17 protein-coding genes and 1 other RNA gene are annotated in these 19,307 nt (G+C 43.6%); 2 read left to right on the top strand and 16 right to left on the bottom strand.

The window, feature by feature from the left end:
- Window positions 1-129: 129 nt before the first annotated feature.
- The 14 genes from udk to cymR all read right to left on the bottom strand — a co-directional run bounded on the left by udk (window position 130) and on the right by cymR (window position 14,535).
- Window positions 130-759 (bottom strand): uridine kinase, encoded by a 630-nt coding sequence (gene udk / locus PU629_RS06960; protein WP_275283563.1) that lies wholly within the window; start codon window positions 757-759, stop codon window positions 130-132.
- Window positions 760-827: 68 nt separating this feature from the next.
- Window positions 828-1,478 carry an O-methyltransferase gene (locus PU629_RS06955; RefSeq protein WP_275283562.1) on the bottom strand — a complete coding sequence of 217 codons (651 nt, stop codon included), beginning with the start codon at window positions 1,476-1,478 and terminating at the stop codon, window positions 828-830.
- Between the two features lie 112 nt (window positions 1,479-1,590).
- Window positions 1,591-2,724: an endolytic transglycosylase MltG gene (gene mltG / locus PU629_RS06950; RefSeq protein ID WP_275283561.1), complete on the bottom strand. Its 1,134-nt coding sequence runs from the start codon at window positions 2,722-2,724 to the stop codon at window positions 1,591-1,593.
- A 160-nt stretch (window positions 2,725-2,884) separates the two neighbouring features.
- Window positions 2,885-3,196, bottom strand: coding sequence for a DUF1292 domain-containing protein (locus PU629_RS06945; protein WP_275283560.1), 312 nt, complete (start codon window positions 3,194-3,196; stop codon window positions 2,885-2,887).
- 2 nt (window positions 3,197-3,198) lie between these two features.
- Window positions 3,199-3,627: a Holliday junction resolvase RuvX gene (gene ruvX / locus PU629_RS06940; protein WP_275283559.1), complete on the bottom strand. Its 429-nt coding sequence runs from the start codon at window positions 3,625-3,627 to the stop codon at window positions 3,199-3,201.
- On the bottom strand, window positions 3,624-3,905 hold the full coding sequence (locus PU629_RS06935; RefSeq protein WP_481900483.1) for an IreB family regulatory phosphoprotein: 282 nt from the start codon (window positions 3,903-3,905) through the stop codon (window positions 3,624-3,626). Before PU629_RS06935 ends, ruvX begins: the two co-directional genes overlap by 4 nt.
- Window positions 3,906-3,928: 23 nt before the next feature.
- Window positions 3,929-6,568 carry an alanine--tRNA ligase gene (gene alaS / locus PU629_RS06930; RefSeq protein WP_275283557.1) on the bottom strand — a complete coding sequence of 880 codons (2,640 nt, stop codon included), beginning with the start codon at window positions 6,566-6,568 and terminating at the stop codon, window positions 3,929-3,931.
- A gap of 354 nt (window positions 6,569-6,922) precedes the next feature.
- Window positions 6,923-8,029: an AI-2E family transporter gene (locus PU629_RS06925; RefSeq protein WP_275283556.1), complete on the bottom strand. Its 1,107-nt coding sequence runs from the start codon at window positions 8,027-8,029 to the stop codon at window positions 6,923-6,925.
- Between the two features lie 69 nt (window positions 8,030-8,098).
- Entirely contained in the window at window positions 8,099-8,290 is a 192-nt protein-coding gene (locus tag PU629_RS06920) for a hypothetical protein (protein WP_275283555.1), read from the bottom strand.
- Window positions 8,291-8,397: 107 nt separating this feature from the next.
- Window positions 8,398-10,800, bottom strand: a complete 2,403-nt coding sequence (gene recD2 / locus PU629_RS06915) for an SF1B family DNA helicase RecD2 (protein ID WP_275283554.1) — start codon at window positions 10,798-10,800, stop codon at window positions 8,398-8,400.
- A gap of 68 nt (window positions 10,801-10,868) precedes the next feature.
- Window positions 10,869-11,540, bottom strand: coding sequence for a tetratricopeptide repeat protein (locus PU629_RS06910; RefSeq protein WP_275283553.1), 672 nt, complete (start codon window positions 11,538-11,540; stop codon window positions 10,869-10,871).
- A 115-nt stretch (window positions 11,541-11,655) separates the two neighbouring features.
- On the bottom strand, window positions 11,656-12,759 hold the full coding sequence (mnmA, locus tag PU629_RS06905) for a tRNA 2-thiouridine(34) synthase MnmA (protein ID WP_275284371.1): 1,104 nt from the start codon (window positions 12,757-12,759) through the stop codon (window positions 11,656-11,658).
- Between the two features lie 63 nt (window positions 12,760-12,822).
- Window positions 12,823-13,980, bottom strand: a complete 1,158-nt coding sequence (locus PU629_RS06900) for a cysteine desulfurase family protein (RefSeq protein WP_275283552.1) — start codon at window positions 13,978-13,980, stop codon at window positions 12,823-12,825.
- 132 nt (window positions 13,981-14,112) lie between these two features.
- On the bottom strand, window positions 14,113-14,535 hold the full coding sequence (gene cymR / locus PU629_RS06895; protein ID WP_275283551.1) for a cysteine metabolism transcriptional regulator CymR: 423 nt from the start codon (window positions 14,533-14,535) through the stop codon (window positions 14,113-14,115).
- Between the two features lie 478 nt (window positions 14,536-15,013).
- Here cymR and PU629_RS06890 point away from each other — a divergent pair, with 478 nt between their 5' ends.
- Together PU629_RS06890 and PU629_RS06885 are read left to right on the top strand one after the other, a co-directional pair.
- Window positions 15,014-16,345, top strand: coding sequence for an AAA family ATPase (locus PU629_RS06890; RefSeq protein ID WP_275283550.1), 1,332 nt, complete (start codon window positions 15,014-15,016; stop codon window positions 16,343-16,345).
- Window positions 16,346-16,443: 98 nt separating this feature from the next.
- On the top strand, window positions 16,444-17,145 hold the full coding sequence (locus PU629_RS06885) for an RsfA family transcriptional regulator (RefSeq protein WP_275283549.1): 702 nt from the start codon (window positions 16,444-16,446) through the stop codon (window positions 17,143-17,145).
- Between the two features lie 123 nt (window positions 17,146-17,268).
- Here the strand turns inward: PU629_RS06885 and ssrS are convergent.
- Together ssrS and aspS are read right to left on the bottom strand one after the other, a co-directional pair.
- Window positions 17,269-17,452, bottom strand: a non-coding RNA gene (ssrS, locus tag PU629_RS06880) — 6S RNA.
- A 67-nt stretch (window positions 17,453-17,519) separates the two neighbouring features.
- Window positions 17,520-19,307, bottom strand: a complete 1,788-nt coding sequence (gene aspS, locus PU629_RS06875) for an aspartate--tRNA ligase (RefSeq protein WP_275283548.1) — start codon at window positions 19,305-19,307, stop codon at window positions 17,520-17,522.

Raw genomic sequence — 19,307 nt, 5'->3', positions numbered from 1 at the left:
TTGTGAAACAACGTTCGCGCTCCTTCTCGGTCAACCCGAATCGGCGTTACGCCATTCCCAAAATGGACAAATCAAAAGTTTGAATCAACACAGCCCCTGAAATTAAACTTATCTTGTTATTATGTGTTTTTATAAAACTTGATTAAGTATGGCGTGAACTTTTGTCACGAGTAAATCAATAGCGACCTGATTCTGGCCGCCTTCAGGTATGATGATATCCGCATACCTTTTAGAGGGCTCTACAAATTGATTGTGCATGGGACGTACAACATGTAAATATTGGTCAATGACCGATGATAGCGTACGGCCACGCTCATTGGTATCCCTTACAAGACGCCTGATGATGCGAAGATCGGCATCCGTGTCTACAAAGACTTTAATATCCATTAAATCCCGCAGACGTTCATCTTCTAAAATGAGAATGCCTTCCAATATGATGACATCTTTTGGTTCGACAGGAATAATTTTATCAGATCTTGTGTGGACTGTATAGTCATACACCGGTTTTTCAATGGGTTGAAATTCGACAAGCTGCTTTAAATGACCGACTAAAAGGTCATGATCAAAGGCTAATGGATGGTCGTAATTGGTTTGAAGACGCTCCTCCATCGTTTTATGATCTTGAGCTTTATAATAAGCATCTTGTTCAATAACTGCGATTGATTGATTAGGAAAATTTCTGTAGATCTCTCTTGCAACCGTTGTTTTTCCTGATCCAGATCCGCCTGCAACCCCTATGATTATTGGTTTTTTTGTCATTACTTGGTACTCCCTTCATCCACCATTGGGTCACAAACCACTCATGATGTCTCCTAACCCGTTTTTACTTATTTCTTAATTGATAGAGATAATCCGTCTCCAATGGGCAAAAGAACCGTGTGGAAATCCGGATGGTCCTGAAGCCAGATGTTAAACGCATGCATTTTTCGAGCCATAGCCTTAAATCTTTTTGGTGCCTGATCCGGGTCGAGCACATAGCCTCTTAGTAGGACATTATCATGAATCACGATCCCGTTAGCCGACAGAAAAGGCGTATAAGCATCAAAAAAAGTCCTGTAATGCCCTTTGCCCGCATCAATAAAAAGCAGATCAAAAGGACCATATTTTTCAATTTCAGGCGGTGGGGAAAGGGCATCGCCTTCAATAACCGTAATGTGAGATTGAAGATCGAGAGCCTCAATATTATGCCTGGCTTTTTGAACCATCGACTCATCACGCTCAATTGTATAGACATGTGCTGAGCCATTCGATGAGAGGAACATATTTATAGCCGAATACCCGACCGCCGTCCCAATTTCTAAGATTGTACCAGGCTTATGAAGACGGATAAACTGCTCAACGGCTGACATGGTTTCAGGCTGCATAATGGGGACGCCAGCCTCACGAGCTTCTAGGCTTAAGCTTTCCATAAACGGCAGCGGTTCTTTCCGAAAAGCATTTAAGTAGTGCTGGAGCCTATTATTTGATTCTTGATTCACAACCGGACTCCTTTCTTAAATAGGATCCTGCTTATAGATAAAAGGGTTGACGCGTGGTCAACCCCTGCATATGGATTCCATTATTATCAACCATATGACTCTTTTCAATTTCCTATTGATTATTCCACTCGCTCTTATATTTATTCACATTTGCATTATGTTGAGCTAAGGTTTTCGCATACAAGACTTGTCCATTCGGACGTGCAAAGAAATATAACGCATCCGTTTTGGCAGGATTAAGGACAGCTTCAATGGAGATCAAGCTCGGGTTATCAATTGGACCGATTGGAAGCCCCTTATTGGTATACGTATTATAAGGAGACTTAAAAGCAAGCTCACTATGCGATATGTTTTTCAAATGCTTTTGCAACGCATAAGAGATAGTTGGATCCGTTTGAAGCGGCATGCCCTTTTTCAAACGATTAAAGAAGACCCCGGCAATTTTTTCACGATCGGCTTGATCCGGAGCTTCCTCTTCCACTAATGAAGCCATTGTCAAGATATCATGAACATTCATTAATGAACTTTGAGAAATTAACCCCTTATTATCATTTAAAACCGATTGGGTCTTGTCAAGCATTTTTGACACAATTTGATCGAGCGTTGGGTTCTTAACACTAAAACTGTAGGTTGCCGGGAATAAGTACCCTTCTAAAGGATAGGTAACCTCTTTATATTTATCAGATAAAACCGTCTTTAAAAAAGGATAGTTTTTCAAATAATGCGATTTAATATAGGATCGATCTGATAGTTTTTTAAGAATATCTGATTCTTTCAAAGAGGTTTTGTCAGCTATTGTTGCCGCGATATCCTTCACCCAATAGCCCTCAGGAATCGTCAATTTTAACAGAACAGGCTGGTAAACCTTCCCTGATTGAAGTGTATTAATAATGGTTTGAATGGACATAGATGGAGATAGTTGATAAGTGCCTGCCATGAAATCTTGTTCGTTTCGATACTTGCAAAAATAATGAAAAACAGTACCGCTATGAATAATGCCCTTATTTTCTAAAATAGTTGAGATCTCTTTCACTGATGAACCGCTTGGAATAGTCACGATAACTTTGTTATGACTCGCTGCATTTTCAGGTTGTAAAGACCTGCTTATATAACGGTATGTATAGCCTGCGGTTCCCGCAATGGCGATAATGAGCGCAGCAAGAACAATTAAAACAATACGTCTTACGAGTCGGGCTTCGTCCGCGCGTTTCCGAAGCTTGTCCAGCTTATCTTGCGTTTCTGACACATGTGTCGCCCCTTTCAAAGTCCATAGTCCATTATACTATATGGACGACAAATGTCGAGGTTATCTGCAAAAAGAAAAGGGGTCTCTTAGATGAGACTCCCCTTATTATTATACAATTTGTCGAAACTTATCGTCTCTTAAAGTAACAGTCTCTTAAAAATTACAGGTCTTCCTCATCGACAAATGTATTGAGCATTTCCTCGACCATATCCCATTCTTCATCTGTATCGATTTCAAAGAGGCTAAAATCGCCATCAAGATCGCCCTCATAACGGAATGCAAAGACCTCCGCCTCTTCTTCATCGTCGTCTTCCTCTGCTTCAACAGGCTCAACCACAATATAAGATTTGTCGGTTTCTTCTACATCGAATGTAAAGAGGATATCAAAAAGATGCTCTTCTCCATTTTCATCCGGAATAATGATACGGTCCTCTTCTTCGTGCTCATGATCGTGCGTGTGTTCATTTGTCATTTTTATAGTCCTCCTATGTGTTGTTGATCTAAATAGCTTTGCAAAATTAGAGTTGCCGCCATTTTATCAATGACTGTTTTGCGTTTCTTTCGACTGACATCAGCCGAAATCAGCATTCTCTCAGCGGATACGGTTGTAAGCCGTTCATCGACCAGTTCAACTGGCAAGTCCCATCTTTTTCTGAGACTATTGGCAAAACGCTGTGAAGCTTCACCCCGTTCACCAATCGAATTATTCATGTGTTTGGGTAGACCTACAACGATCTTGGTAACCTCATACTCCTTGATCAAGGTTTCCAGGCGCTCGTAGATCTCATGTTGTTTATGTTGTACATAATGAATCGTTTCAATCCCTTGCGCTGTCATTCCTAAAGCATCACTAATGGCAACACCAACGGTTTTCGATCCATAATCCAAGCCCATTATTCTCATTTAGTGCCTTCCTTATGATGTTGGATATAAAACGTGACCAGTTCTTCAATGATCTCATCACGTTCAATTTTACGGATGATGGTACGAGCATCCTGGTGGCGGGGAATATATGCGGGATCACCAGATAAAAGATATCCCACCACCTGATTAATCGGTGTATAGCCCTTATCTTCCAGGGCATCGAACACCTTTAACAATACATCTTTAACCTCTTGCTTGTTTGGGTCCTCTGGAAATTGAAACTTCATCGTCTTATCCATCAAACTTCCCCCCCGCATCTCTTGACTTTCAAACGTACACTTTAAACGGTTAGCTCGCTAATATAATCTTTTACGGCGCCAAGGGCATCTGCTATCTTAGAAGGATCTTTCCCTCCTGCTTGGGCCATGTCAGGTCGGCCGCCACCGCCTCCTCCGCATCGCTCTGCAACGATTTTAATCAACTTTCCAGCATGACAGCCTTTATCGATCAAATCTTTGGTGACACCTGCCACAATTTGAACCTTCTCACTATCGGTAGAGACCAGAACAATGACAGCCGACTTCAATTGTTGTTTGAGATGGTCTACCATGGCACGCAGACCGTTCATATCTTGGCCTTGAACTCGCTCTGCTAAATAAGGGATGCCATTTAACTCTTGGACTTTTGTTTGAAGATCACTTGCTTCTACATTACCTAATTTCGCTACAAGTGACTCATTTTCCTTTTCTAACTCACGAATTTGTTGGCTGAGCCCTTCAATTCGCTCGTTTACCTTTTCAACAGGCGCTTTTAACTGACGGCTAATCGCTTCTAACTGCTTGACGTAGGCGTTTAATCGTTGATAAGCAGAACGGCCTGTCACAGCTTCAATCCGGCGTGTACCGGCACCAATCCCCGCTTCGCTGACAATCTTAAATAATCCAATTTCAGCTGTATTGCGAACATGGCAACCGCCGCAGAGTTCTAGGCTGTACTCCCCAACCTGGACGACACGGACGACCTCTCCATACTTTTCACCAAAGAGCGCCATTGCCCCCATTGCCTTCGCTTCCGCAATTCCTTTTTGATGTGTCTCTACCGTTAAGCCTTCCCATACCTTCTCATTTACAATCGCTTCAATGCGATCTAGCTCTTCTTCCGTAATTTTACCGAAATGAGTAAAGTCAAAGCGCAAGCGCTCCGGCGTAACGAGTGACCCCGCCTGATTCACGTGTTCACCCAATACATCCTTTAATGCACGATGCAGTAAATGAGTCGCCGTATGATTTTTTTCCGTATCACGACGAAGCGATTCCGCAATTTCAGCCTTAAGGACAAGCCCCTTTGTTAAAACGCCTTTTTTGATCTCTACCAAATGAAGGTTTTGACCATTTGGAGCTTTTTGAACATCCTTGACTTCAACTTCAACATCCTCATTGACTAATCGGCCTTTATCGGCAACTTGACCTCCGCTTTCAGCATAGAAAGGGGTTTGACTGAGGATGATTTGGACAACCTCACCAGGGCCGGCTAAATCAACCAGTTCATTTTCTCGAAGGATAACCTCTACTTCAGCAGACGTCTCATCCTTTTGATATCCGACAAACTCACTTTTGACCGTGATGTCACGCAGCGTTTCATTTTGAACCTGCATGGAGTCGGTATCTTGTCTCGCTTGTCTTGCCCGCTCACGCTGCTCTTCAAGCGCTTGCTCAAAGCCTTCACGATCGATAGAAAGACCTTCTTTTTCGGCATACTCTTCTGTTAGCTCGACAGGAAAACCAAAGGTATCATAGAGTTTGAACACATCAGCCCCGTCAATCATCGCTTGACTGCTTTGTTTCTTCTCCTCCATGATCGCATTTAAAATAGCCAGTCCTTCATGAATCGTCTCATGGAAACGCTCTTCTTCAGAATGGATAATTTTTTGTACGAACGGAACACGGCTATTTAATACATCATAAAACTCACCCATGATATCGCGGACAATTGGAACAAGCTGATCCATAAAAGGTTTCTCAATCCCAAGTTCCATGGCAAACCGTACAGCGCGGCGGATCAGACGTCTAAGAACGTAACCTCTTCCCTCATTAGATGGAAGGGCACCGTCTGAAATGGCAAAGGTAACCGCTCTTACATGATCTGCAATGACCTTAAATGCCGTATCTAATTCTTTCGATTCCCCGTAAGTTTTGCCTGAGATGCCTTCCACAGCACGAATAAGCGGGATAAACAAATCCGTATCAAAATTCGTACGGGCATTTTGAATCACAGATACCAAACGTTCAAGTCCCATCCCAGTATCAATGTTTTTCTTAGGCAGTGGTGTATAAGAACCATCCGGATTGTGATTAAATTGAGAGAACACTAAATTCCAAATCTCTAAATAGCGTTCATTCTCCCCGCCTGGATAAAGCTCAGGGTCATCCGGATCATTGCCGTAATCCTCACCGCGATCATAGAAAATTTCCGTATTGGGTCCGCTTGGCCCTTCACCGATATCCCAGAAATTATCCTCCAACCGAATGATACGATTTTCGGGCAGGCCCATTTTGTTATGCCAGAGCTCATAGGCCTCATCATCTTCAGGGTGAATGGTAACCGACAGCTTCTCTGGATCAAACCCAATCCACTTCGGATCCGTTAAGAATTCCCATGCCCATGTAATGGCCTCTTCCTTAAAATAATCCCCAATGGAAAAATTCCCAAGCATTTCAAAAAACGTATGATGTCTAGCCGTATAACCGACATTCTCAATATCATTGGTGCGGATCGCTTTTTGAGCATTTGTCAAGCGAGGATTTTCAGGAACGACGCGCCCATCAAAATATTTCTTTAAAGTAGCTACACCGCTATTAATCCATAACAAGGACGGATCTTCATAAGGAATCAAGGAAGCGCTCGGCTCAATTTTATGTCCCTTCTCCTGAAAGAAATCTAAGAACATCTGGCGAATATCTCGAGAGCTTAATTGTGTCACACTAATACCTCCTAAAATCTTAGTTGTTAACTCATCTCTTAAAAGCATAAAAAGCCCTCATCCCAATACAGGGACGAGAGCTTATTCTCGCGGTACCACCCTGGTTATAGATTGACCCACTCGGGGAAATCTATCACCTTATACATAGACGTTAACGGGTCTAGTGCCGGCAGGGATTAGCTGCACTTCAGACTAGCCGTGAGACCTCTTCCTTTGGAACTTCTTTCAGCCTGGGAAATTCCTCTCTATAAAGGGGCTTGACTCACAAGGTCCTTCATCGCGTTCAAAAAAATCATTGTCATATGTAAATAATTATCTACGTGAATGAATTATAGACGACTTCGTAAGCGCTTGTCAACTTCTATCGTGATCGATTTTAGGATCGATCCATTCCGCTTGTTTTCTTTTTTGTCTTTCACGTAGCCAGAAGAGAAGAATTTCCCTAAGTGTAACGAAGACAGGAATCGCCACAAGCATCCCAAGAATGCCTCCCCATTCACCGCCAATAACAAGCGAAACCATAATGAGAATGGGATGAAGATGAACACTCTTCCCAACAATAACGGGGCTGAACAGATTTCCCTCTAAGGACTGGACCACGGTAATCACCGCAATCACAATAAAGACCTTGTTCATGGAAATCGTAAGCGCGACGATAACAGCGGGAATCGCTCCAATGGCCGCTCCAAAAAACGGAATAATATCCGTAATGCCGACAAAAAAACCGAGCACACCTGAATAAGGAATTTTAAATAACCATAATCCAATGAAGGCGGCAAGCCCAACCGCTACGCATACAATTAATTGGCCTCGGATATAGCTTCCCAAAGAATGATCAATGTCAGTTAACAGCTCTTTTGCAGGCTTCTGCCAACGATCAGGGATATGCTCTTTCAGCCAATCAGCCAATCCCTCTATATCTTTTAAAAGATAGAACACAATAAACGGAATGAGGAAAATCGTAAAGATCGACGTTACTAATCGTTGAATACTTGAAATAATAACCCCAATCCAATGATTTAACGTCTCTTCTGCCTGCAGTAAAAAACGATTGAAATGCGTATGAACCTGTTCAGGCAAATGAGCCGTTGCTGAATAGAAATGATCTACCTTTTCCTCATAGAATTGAGTTAAAGCCGGAACTTGTTCAGATAAGTGACTTAGCTGATTTAAGAGGAGCGGGACTCCCTTGGCAATGCCATAGCCTGATAATCCAAAGAATAAGAGGTAGATAATGAGAATGGCGAGCGCCCTCGGCATTCCCCTTCTATGTAAGTGCTTGACCATAGGATGGAGAATGTAAGCGATAAGAAAAGCCACTAGAAACGGCGACATTAGTTTTAATGTCGCAGCGAGCAAGTGCATCACATAGGGCCACAGTTTTAGCACGAACCATAAATTAATAAAGACAAGCAAAAGTAACACTAATCGTTTCAACCAATCTAAAATGGTACCTCGCATCCCTTACAACCTCCCACTTGTGTTCGTTGGTTGTCTATTTTGTGAGAAGTATGGCGGCTCTTAATTTAGCTACCCGAGTTCCACTTGGCGTTCCACTTCATCAAACAAATCATCAAGATTGGTTAGGCTCCCGTCCTCTTCTACTTGGTTTAGGGACAGTTTTCCTTTTGCCAGCGTTAATTCAATGAAACAATCCCAACAATAATATTGATTAACCCCTATTTTTCCTAGATTTTTATTTTTACAATTTGGACAATGCATCTGATTCACCTCTAAAAATAGTGTGTCCAAATTAATTCCAAACCATACTAGCTGAAACAGCAAAAAAGGGATAACCTTAATAAATAGATTTAAGGCTATCCCCTGATTTATAGATTTAAGAATGGGTCTTCTTCCTCGTTTAACGTCTCATCTATTTCCCAATCATCAGGATCTGAGGATTGAAGTGAGTCCACTGCAGCTTTCTCGCTTTCAGATCGCTCCTCTTCTTCCCTCTCTGCTCCAAGTCGTTCAATCAATTTTTCCTTTAAGTGGGAGAAGCGGCGATCCCCTTCTGTCTGCTGAATGGCTCTCATAAAAGCATCTGCATCGCCGCACATGATCAAATAGGATCGGCTTCTAGTAATAGCTGTATAGATTAAATTACGCCTTAGCATGCGATGGTAGCCTTTTACGATAGGCAAGACGACAATTGGAAACTCACTTCCTTGCGCCTTATGAATCGAAGTACAATAAGCGAGGGTTAATTGCCCCAAATCTTTGCGGGAAACGGTCACTTCAATCCCATCAAAAGACACCACTAGCGCATCTTCTTTTTCCGTTCGCTCATTCGCTTTGAAAAGGGCAACCACTTCACCAATATCCCCATTAAAAACATTATCCTCTGGGTTATTGACCAGTTGGAGCACTTTATCTCCAACCCGAAACTCCGTCTCACCAAATGTTAAAAAACGCTTGGATTCATGCTTTGGGTTAAACAAATCTTGAAGGACCTTATTTAAAGCATCAATCCCCGCATTGCCCCTATAGATCGGAGCCAGTACTTGAATATCCTTCGATGAAAACCCCTTCTTATGAGCGTTGGCACATACCTTTTGGACAACATCTAAGATTTGACTTTGTGAGCAGGCAAAAAATCGACGATCCTCTTTAGCCTGCTGCAGTTCGATCACTTGCTCCCCATTTTTGATGGCATGAGCAAGTTCGATAATAGAAGACCCTTCAGCTTGTCTATAGATGTCGGTCAGCCTGACGGTCGGCAAAACATGTGAATGAAGCAGATCATTCAGAACTTGGCCAGGTCCAACCGAAGGAAGCTGATCTTCATCTCCAACAATAACGATTTGTACGGGCGTCTTTAATGAGCGCAATAAATGATTGGCGAGCCAAATATCTACCATGGACATCTCATCAACAATAACTAAGCGTCCCTCCAGTGGATTCTCTTCATCATGCTCATAACCCGAGCCGCCTTTCCAGCCAAGAAGACGGTGAATCGTGACAGCAGGCAGTCCTGTCGATTCACTCATGCGCTTGGCTGCCCGTCCTGTCGGTGCAATCAAGACAAAAGGAAAGGGCTCATCTTTGTAATCTTTTGGATTCAACGAGAGACCATGAAGTTCGGCATAGATGTCCACAATCCCCTTAATAACGGTCGTTTTCCCAGTCCCTGGCCCCCCTGTCAAGAGAGTCACCGGAGAGGCTAACGCCTGTTGAATGGCAGCTTTTTGAGAAGGCGCATATTCAATAGCGAGACGGTCCTCAAGACCGCCTAACGCAGCCAAAAACTCCGCTTCAGAGAAATTTTGCTGGAACTCAGACTGCTCCATTAACCGTTTCAGACTTGATACGAGCCCTTTTTCAGCGAAATAGAGAGAAGGAAGATAGAAACGGTCCTCCTCCAATATCGCCTTGCCTTCCTCATGAAGCACGATCAATTCCCGTTCAATTCCTTCATCACTTACAGGCTCGCGGGGTGTCGACAGTAAAAGGGTTGCATTTTGAAGAACGGACTCCTTAGGAAGATAGACATGGCCATTGTTCATGGCGGCTTCATTTAACACATACAAGATACCCGCTTGGATACGATCGGGATGCTCACCGGTCAACCCATATTGCTTCCCCAGTTCATCCGCTCTATGAAACCCAATCCCTTCAATATCCTGAACAAGCCGGTAAGGATTCTCCTCAATAATGGTCAGTGCTTCATTCCCATAGGCTTGATAGATTTTCATCGATAACCGGGGACCGAAACCGTAATCCGTAAGGCCAATCATCACTTTCTCTAAGCCTTCATGCTTTAAGAGCGCTTCGTAAATTAAGGTCGCTTTATCCGCCGCAAGCTTAGGCACTTCTGTCAAACAATCCGGGTTCTCCAGAATTTTTGAAATCGCCTGTTCCCCAAGTGCTGAGACAATGCGTTCAGCGGTCGCTTTTCCAATTCCAGGAAACAAATCACCCGACAGATAATGAACAATGCCTGCTTTTGATTGGGGCAGCAGCTTCCGAAACCGTTCCACTTCAAATTGATGCCCATAACGAGGATGCACTTTCACGTTTCCGAAAAAATGATACGATTCCTGTAGGTGAAGAGCGGGAAAATAGCCGATAACCACAATATCCTTTTCAGGGAGGCTTATATTGGTTTCTTCAATTTTTACCTTCATAACCGTATAGGCATTCTCACTGTTTTGAAAGATAAGATGGTAAGGAACCCCTATGATAAAGGGGAGTTCTTCCGAAAACAGATCAAGGGAGGTTGGGTTCGACATACACTTCAACTCTCTTTTCTTTAACTAAAACCGTAAAAATAGGAAAGGCTGTTTTACCAATTAACTTTTTACTTAAGATGACCCCGTCTTAGCGCTTCAACTTGTTTTAATCCATGTGAGGCAAGAAGATGGTCCTTCTGAATCGTTAATGCCTTTTTGAAAGATTCTTCAGCCTGTTCATACGCCTCTTGGGCCGAGAAGGCAACCCCTAAGTTGTAATAAGCATCCGCATGTCGCGGGTCCTCTTGCACCACTTGGCTAAACATCTCAATGGCAAGCTCTACATGGCCTGTCTTAGCGAGGGAAAGACCATACTGAAAGCGTGCGACTGTATCTTCTTCCTTTAATTCTACCGCTCTTTGGAAATGAACTAACGCCATTAATGGCTGATTAAGCTGCTCATAAGACATCCCGAGCATAAAATGAACATCTCCATCTTGGAGCCCCAAAGTCTCTGCCTTTTGAAAACAATGAATCGCTTCTTCAAACTTATCTAATGTATATAGAGCGTTACCTAACGCATAGAAAGCGGGACTATATTGTGGATCACATTCAAGTGCCTTCTGAAAAAAAGGAACTGCTTTTTCTGATTCGCCGATAGCGATTAAGAGATTGCCAAGATTAACATAGCCAGTCGGATCATTAGGAGACTGTGTAATCACTTGGTTAAATAAAGCGGCTGCCTCTTCAAAGCGCCCTTCCTTAAGGTGAGAAAGTCCCTCTTTGTTTAATTGCTCCATTATTCATTCTCCTTAATTCGAACACATCTAGTGCTAGTATATCACATTCCTCTTGTCAAACGGGCAGTAACTGGACGTCCCTTCATTATCGGGTCGCATTAAAAAACAACGATCCTTAGACCGTTGTTTTTTCTATAGCGGATACAAAGTCAAATGTATTTTTAAATTTGGGCTGATCAATGGTATCAATGGTGGCACCGCCAAGACAAACGTCGCCGTCATAAAACACAACCGATTGTCCAGGTGTTACAGCACGTTCCGGTTCATCAAAGACCACTTGGAGTTCATCATTTGGCAGCAGCGTCACGGTTACAGGGCGGTCTGCCTGACGATAACGAAACTTCGCTGTGCAGCGGAAGGTCTTCGAGTCGGGCTCACCGTTAATCCAGTTGGTGTTTACCGCCCGCAGCCCCTCTGAATAGAGCGCTTCGTGGTCAGATCCAGGGGCTATGAAGAGAATGTTTCGTTTTAAGTCTTTTCCGCAAACGAACCAAGGTCCGCCTGGCCCGCCAATTCCGAGTCCTTGGCGCTGACCATTCGTGTAATACATTAACCCATCATGCTTGCCTTTATACTCACCATCAATGGAGTAAACATCTCCAGGCTGTGCGGGTAAGTACTGACTCAGGAACGTCTTAAAATCCCGTTCACCGATAAAACAAATACCCGTACTATCTTTCTTAGTAGCGGTTGCCAGATCATGTTCTAAAGCTAGGCGGCGCACTTCTTTTTTCTCCAACTCACCCACTGGGAATAGGACACGCTCCAGTTGAGCTTGATTGAGTTGATTAAGGAAATAGGTTTGATCCTTCCCTTGATCCAATCCGCGAAGAAGCTTGGTTTCTCCATTGGAACGGTCCACTCTTGCATAGTGCCCCGTTGCCACATAATCCGCACCAAGTGATAAAGCATGATTCAAAAAGGCTTTGAATTTAATTTCTTTGTTACACATCACATCTGGATTTGGCGTTCGGCCTGCCTTATATTCTTCTAAGAAATAGGAGAAAACTTTATTCCAATATTCCTTTTCAAAATTAACAGCATAATAGGGAATATCAAGCTGCTCGGCAACGCGCGCCACATCCTCATAATCCTCCGTTGCAGTGCACACTCCATTTTCATCCGTGTCATCCCAGTTTTTCATAAAAATGCCGATGACGTCATAGCCTTGTTGCTTAAGCAGCAGTGCCGTTACGGATGAATCCACACCGCCGGACATACCGACTACTACTCGTTTAGCCAAACCAATCCCTCCTTTTTAAATAAGATATCTATTTTCTTTTCAGACACTAAGCTTTACTAAACGGTTAACGACTTGAGCAAGAATAACAGCTGCCTCGCTGACTTGCTCTTTTGTATTATACAATCCAAAACTAATTCGAATCGAGCTTAATGGTCGCTCCCCCGCTTCACCATACATGGCGGACAACACATGCGAGGGCTGAGCAGTCCCCGCCGTACACGCCGAACCACTCGATACCGCAACACCGCTCAAATCCAAGTTCATAAGGAGCGATTCGACTTGAACCCCTGGAAAAAAGAGATTTAGAATATGTGGAAGCCGATTGGTACGATCGCCATTAATCTCGTACTGAATCCCTTCCTTATCCAAAGTCTCAAGAAGCACATCTTGAAGGCCCCGATATAATACCCTTTTTTCTTCACGCGTTGCTTCCATAATCTCAATGGCTTTTTTCAACCCGACAATTCCAGGAACATTTTGAGTTCCTGCCCGGCGTTTCCGTTCCTGCTCACCGCCATGCAGATGGGTAGATAGCGTCACCTCTTCTTGACAATATAGAAAACCGATTCCCTTTGGTCCATTAATCTTATGGCCGGTCATCGATAAGAGATCAATGTTCAACGCCTGTACGTTAATAGATTCAAGTCCAAAAGCTTGTACAGCATCTGTATGGAATAATATATCCGTTTCTTTAAAAAGCTTTCCGATCGCTTCAATAGGCTGCAGCGTTCCTACCTCATTATTCCCATACATGACACTGACTAAGATGGTTTCAGGGCGAATCGCCGCTTCAAGCTCTGAAAGAGAAATGATTCCACTCTCATCGACTTTTAAGTAAGTCACCTCAAACCCATTCTTCTCAAGGTCTTCACAAGTTTTTAAAACCGCATGGTGCTCAATCGCAGTTGTGATAATATGGTTGCCCTTTTTCTTTTGCTTAGCTGCCCGTGCGGCCCCTATAATAGCTAAATTATCGGCTTCTGTCCCTCCACCGGTGAAAATAATTTCCTTTGGTTTCGCCTGGATGGACTTGGCTATAGCAGTTCTCGCCTCTTCCATCAATTTAGAGGCTTCGCGACCGAATGCGTGAATGCTAGATGGATTACCAAAAACATGTTCCATGACGGGCAGCATCGCCTGAATGACTTCAGGATGCATCGGCGTAGTGGCCGAATGATCTAAATATATACGATCCATCTTTTTCTTCCTTTCAGTTCCTATTGCTTTTTATCAAAATGCCCTATTCCGCTTTATATAAACACCGTTGATTAAATAATAAGACCGCCGTTTGGGCGGCGGTTATTATCATACTATAAATCAAGCCTTTTTTTAAATATAAAACATCAAAGGATCTTGCACCAACTCGCGATCCTCAAAATGAATGAGGTCATCCATGGTGGTTCCTTCTAAAACATCCTTAACCGCATCACGTATTTTGATCCAAAGCTCCTTTTTCGCCGGATCATCATCATCCATCACCTCAACAGGGCGAATCGGCCCTTCCAACACCCTGATAACATCGGCGGTGGTAATCTCCCGAGGCTTTTTCGTGAGCTCATAACCTCCATAAGCTCCGCGGATGCTATGGACGAGTCCCGCATTTCTTAAGGGCGCAATGAGCTGCTCCAAATAATGTTCAGACAGATCATTTTCCTTTGCAATGATCTTCAGTGCAAGAGGACCTTTCCCGTAATGCTTCGCCAAGGCCATCATAATGGTAATTCCATACCTTCCTTTAGTCGATATCTTCATTGGCCTTTCTCCTTTCCTTTTCACAAATAAATAAAGGTAAAACATTTGAACGATCCGCAAAGATCAATTTTAATAGCGTCAGTCGACATTTATAGTTTCTGATAGTAAAAAAGACCCTTGAAAGGAATCGGTCTTTATAATCCGCGCCTCTAGAACACACATGTCCAATAGTTTGTGACTTCACTATGGCTAACCATTATTCCCTATTATAAGAGCTTAATTCTAATAGAATAAACGCCTGCGTCTCAAAGATGATAAGCATCATCATTTATTTTATCATAAAATCGTTAGTTTGCAGAAAAAGAATGTAACCCGGCTAACTTGAAAGCTTTCTACAAAAAAAGTAAGCTTGTCTTAATCCTTGTCTAATTCTATACCTTAAAATTTGTAATAGTTACCACTACAACCTGAGCTAAAACCTATTCAATGAATGGGTCATGATAAAGTTAACACAGAGCATTAAGAAAGGATCTTGCTTATGGATTTATTTGATTATTCTCGGTCCGAAAGACGAACAGGCGAACCCTTGGCAAATCGAATGCGCCCGCAGACACTCGATGAATTCATGGGGCAACACCAGATCGTCGGAGAAGGAAGGCTTCTCCGCAGAGCGATTCAAGCCGATCAACTGGCACCTATGATCTTCTATGGACCGCCTGGCACAGGGAAAACGACTCTTGCCAAAATCATAGCCAATACCACATCCGCCGTCTTTCAGCAAATTAATGCGGTCACTTCAGGTGTTGCTGAGATCCGTTCTCTCACACAAGCGGCAAAGGAACGTCTAAAATATGAGGATCAAAAAACGGTTCTTTTCATAGATGAGATCCATCGATTCAATAAAGGGCAACAGGACGCCCTTCTTCCATTCGTTGAAGATGGAACGATTATTTTGATTGGCGCTACAACAGAAAGCCCCATGTTCGAAATCAATGCGGCCCTTCTGTCACGCTCACGTTTATTCCGTTTTGAACCGCTGACTAATGACGCTCTTAGACAAATTTTGAATCAGGCATTAACGAACAAGACCCGCGGGTTAGGTGCCTATTCTATTAAAGTGGACGAGGACGCTCTGGATCACATTATTAATATTGCAAACGGTGATGCCAGAACCGCTCTCCAAGCTCTGGAATTAGCCGTCCTTACGACACCGCCTTCTCCAGATGGCCACATCCATGTGACATTAGCGATAGCTGAGGAATCCATTCAACAGCGCGTTCTTCAATATGATAAAAATGGCGATAACCATTATGATACCGTCTCTGCTTTCATCAAGAGTATGCGCGGCTCTGACCCGGATGCCACCCTCTATTGGTTGGCTAAAATGATCCGTGCCGGTGAAGATCCGCGATTTATCGCGCGCCGCCTCTATGTGCATGCTGCAGAAGATGTGGGTCTAGCCGATCCCAATGCCCTATTAATTGCTCAGGCAGCGGCTTATGCAGTTGAGTTTGTGGGCATGCCGGAAGCCAGAATCCCGTTGGCAGAAGCAGCGCTTTATATTGCAACCGCACCCAAAAGCAATGCTGTCATTGCAGGTATTGATAAAGCTCTGCAAACCGTTGACAACGAACAAACTGGCCAAATCCCCCTTCACCTAAGGGATGCTCATTATAAAGGGGCAAGCCGTCTCGGCCATGGTAAGGATTATAAATATCCACATGATTATGAGGACGGCTTTGTTCCACAAGACTATTTACCTGAACCATTAAAAAATAAAACGTTCTATCATCCCTCACCAAGAGGCTATGAGAAAACCGTCCAGAAACGATTAGATTACTTATCTCATATCTCAAAGAATTTTAAATAGGATAAAAGACATATAGTTAATGTGCAAGTTTCTCGTATAAAGCTCTTCTTTTTTGTCAAAGATGTGGTTAATTAAAACATCTTTAAGGAGAGGTCATCATGACAAAAGTCAGACAAGATGCATGGAGTCACGAGGATGATTTATTACTCGCTGAAACCGTTCTGCGTCATATACGAGAAGGAAGCACCCAACTAGATGCGTTTGAAGAAGTTGGAGATAAGTTAAATCGAACGGGAGCTGCCTGCGGATTTCGCTGGAATGCGATAGTCCGAAAGAAATATCTGCAAGCCATTGAAATTGCTAAAAAACAACGAAAACAAATGAAGCGGGCCCAGCAAAGACGGCCGCGCACTTGGCAGCCCCCTGTTGCAGAGCCAATGGATGATTACCCACTATTTACAGCAAACTCAGAAGTTCCAGCACCCGCTCAACCAAGCTCAGAGACTCTTTCTACAGCGATGGACTACGAAATGGGCCAGGAATCGCAATTATCCCTTGCAGACGTGGTTCAATTTCTACAAAACTTACAATCTGATGGTGCCTCAAGCAATAAGCTTAAACGAGAAAACGAGAAGCTGAGAGAACAAAATGAACTTTTACAAAATCAAGTTAAGGGTCTTGAAAAAGAAGTCGCGAAGATGAAGCGCGACCATCTTGCCATGGAAGAGGATTATCAATCGCTCATCGGCATAATGGAGCGGGCTAGACGCATGGCCTTTCTTCAAGACGATTCGGAGGAGGACTCAAGTCCTGCCTTCAAAATGGACAAAAACGGCAACTTAGAAAAACTTGCTAAATAAACAAAAAACGTACACCCAACCATTGATGGGTTGTACGTTTTTTATTGGTTAAATGAAGATTTTGGCCACGTCATTACTCTGACAAACAAAAAAGACCTTTAAAAAGGCCTTCAAACAAAAAAGGAGAGTCCCAATTGTGCCGCTAGAACCCGAGTTTTGAACCCGCTCCAAGCAGGTGGGTGCCCTGTTTCCACTTTTGTGCGTCCACGTTACAGAGGCATGCACGCCGGTGGAAAACCTATTGGGCTCCCTTCAAAACTATGTTCGGTCAAAACATATGGTTCCTTTACAAACACTTCAGGACTCTCGGTTAAATTGTAAGTTTATTCTAACATATTTCAAACACGACTTCAAGGTAAGGGCTTTTCCTCTTTTTAATCCTCAGCAAGACCGGATAAAAGCGCCTTTTGAACTTCCAGATGCAATTCATCCAGCTGACGTTCAGCGACCGGACTTGGAGCAGCAGTCATAGGATCAGACGCACTGGCTGTCTTTGGAAAAGCAATCGTGTCACGAAGCGTCTTACGTCCTGCTAAAATCATAATCATTCGGTCAAGTCCCAAGGCAATCCCGCCATGTGGAGGAGCCCCGTACTCAAACGCCTCTAGAAGGAAGCCGAATTGGCTCTTCGCTTCTTCTTCGGAAAAGCCAAGAACCTTGAACATGAGCTCTTGAATGGAACGGTCGTGAATTCTTTGCGAACCGCCGCCAAGCTCATAGCCGTTGAGCGCTAAGTCATAGGCTTCAGCACGCACTTGCCCAGGATTCGTTTTCATAAGCTCTAAGTCCTCTAGCATTGGCATCGTAAACGGATGATGCTCAGCAACATAACGTCCTGCCTCTTCATCCCATCCTACAAGAGGGAATTCCGTTACCCAAATGAAGTTTAATTTTGTTTGATCAATTAAATTCAACTCTTGACCAAGCTTTGAGCGAAGTGCCCCTAGACTGTCCGCAACGACTTTAGGGGAATCGGCTACAAATAAGAGTAAATCCCCGGATTCCGCTTGTAAGGTTTCAGTCAGTTGACTAGCCACATCCCCTTCAAAGAATTTAGAGATCGGTCCCTTAAGTCCCTCTTCTTCAACCTTCATCCAAGCAAGTCCTTTTGCTCCGTACCGCGAGACAAACTCCGTGAGCTCATCAATGGCTTTTCGAGAATACTGAGCCGCTTGACCTTTCACATTAATGGCTTTGACTTGGCCGCCATTGGCAACGGTCTGAGCAAAGACTTTGAAGCCGCTTGTCGAGACAACGGTCGAAACGTCAATAAGCTCAAGCCCAAAACGTGTATCAGGCTTATCACTGCCATAACGCGCCATCGCCTCAGCATACGTGATTCTTGGAAAAGGAGTGGAAATGCGTTCACCCCGTGCGACGTAAACCACCTCTGCCATCATTTTCTCGATCATCGCAAGGAATGGCTCTTTTTCAAAAAAGGATTGTTCAATATCAATTTGGGTAAATTCCGGCTGGCGGTCAGCACGAAGGTCTTCATCCCTAAAGCAGCGGGCCACCTGATAATATTTTTCCATCCCCGCTACCATAAGAAGCTGTTTAAAGAGCTGCGGCGACTGCGGTAAGGCATAGAATTCACCTGGATGGACTCGGCTTGGCACCAAATAATCACGCGCGCCTTCAGGTGTACTCTTAGTAAGCATCGGCGTTTCGACTTCATAGAAATCAGACGCATCGAGAAAATCACGCATGGTCTTCGTTACCTTATGGCGCAGACGAAACGTTTCTTGTAAAACCGGGCGTCGCAAATCGAGATAGCGGTACTTAAGGCGCACTTCCTCAGAAACATCGGTCTGGTCAGCAATACTAAACGGCGGCGTCTTCGATTTATTAATGATTTGAATCTCTTCAGCTAATACTTCGACATGACCCGTACTAATTTTTTCATTAACCGCATTTTCAGCCCGTGCAACAACCTTACCTCTGATCTCAACCACGTATTCACTGCGGACTGTTTCCGCGATTTCTAAAGCCGCTTTTGAAATCTCCGGGTTAAAAACGACTTGGACATAACCCGTGCGGTCGCGCAGGTCAATAAAAATCAAACCTCCTAAATCACGTCTTCTTTGTACCCAGCCTTGTAAAACGATTGGTTGACCCACATGTTCATTGGTGACTTCCCCACAATATACCGTACGTCCCAT

The sequence above is a fragment of the Pullulanibacillus sp. KACC 23026 genome (assembly GCF_029094525.1).
GTDB lineage: Bacteria > Bacillota > Bacilli > Bacillales > Sporolactobacillaceae > KACC-23026.
This window is presented reverse-complemented; position numbering and strand designations above follow the sequence as displayed.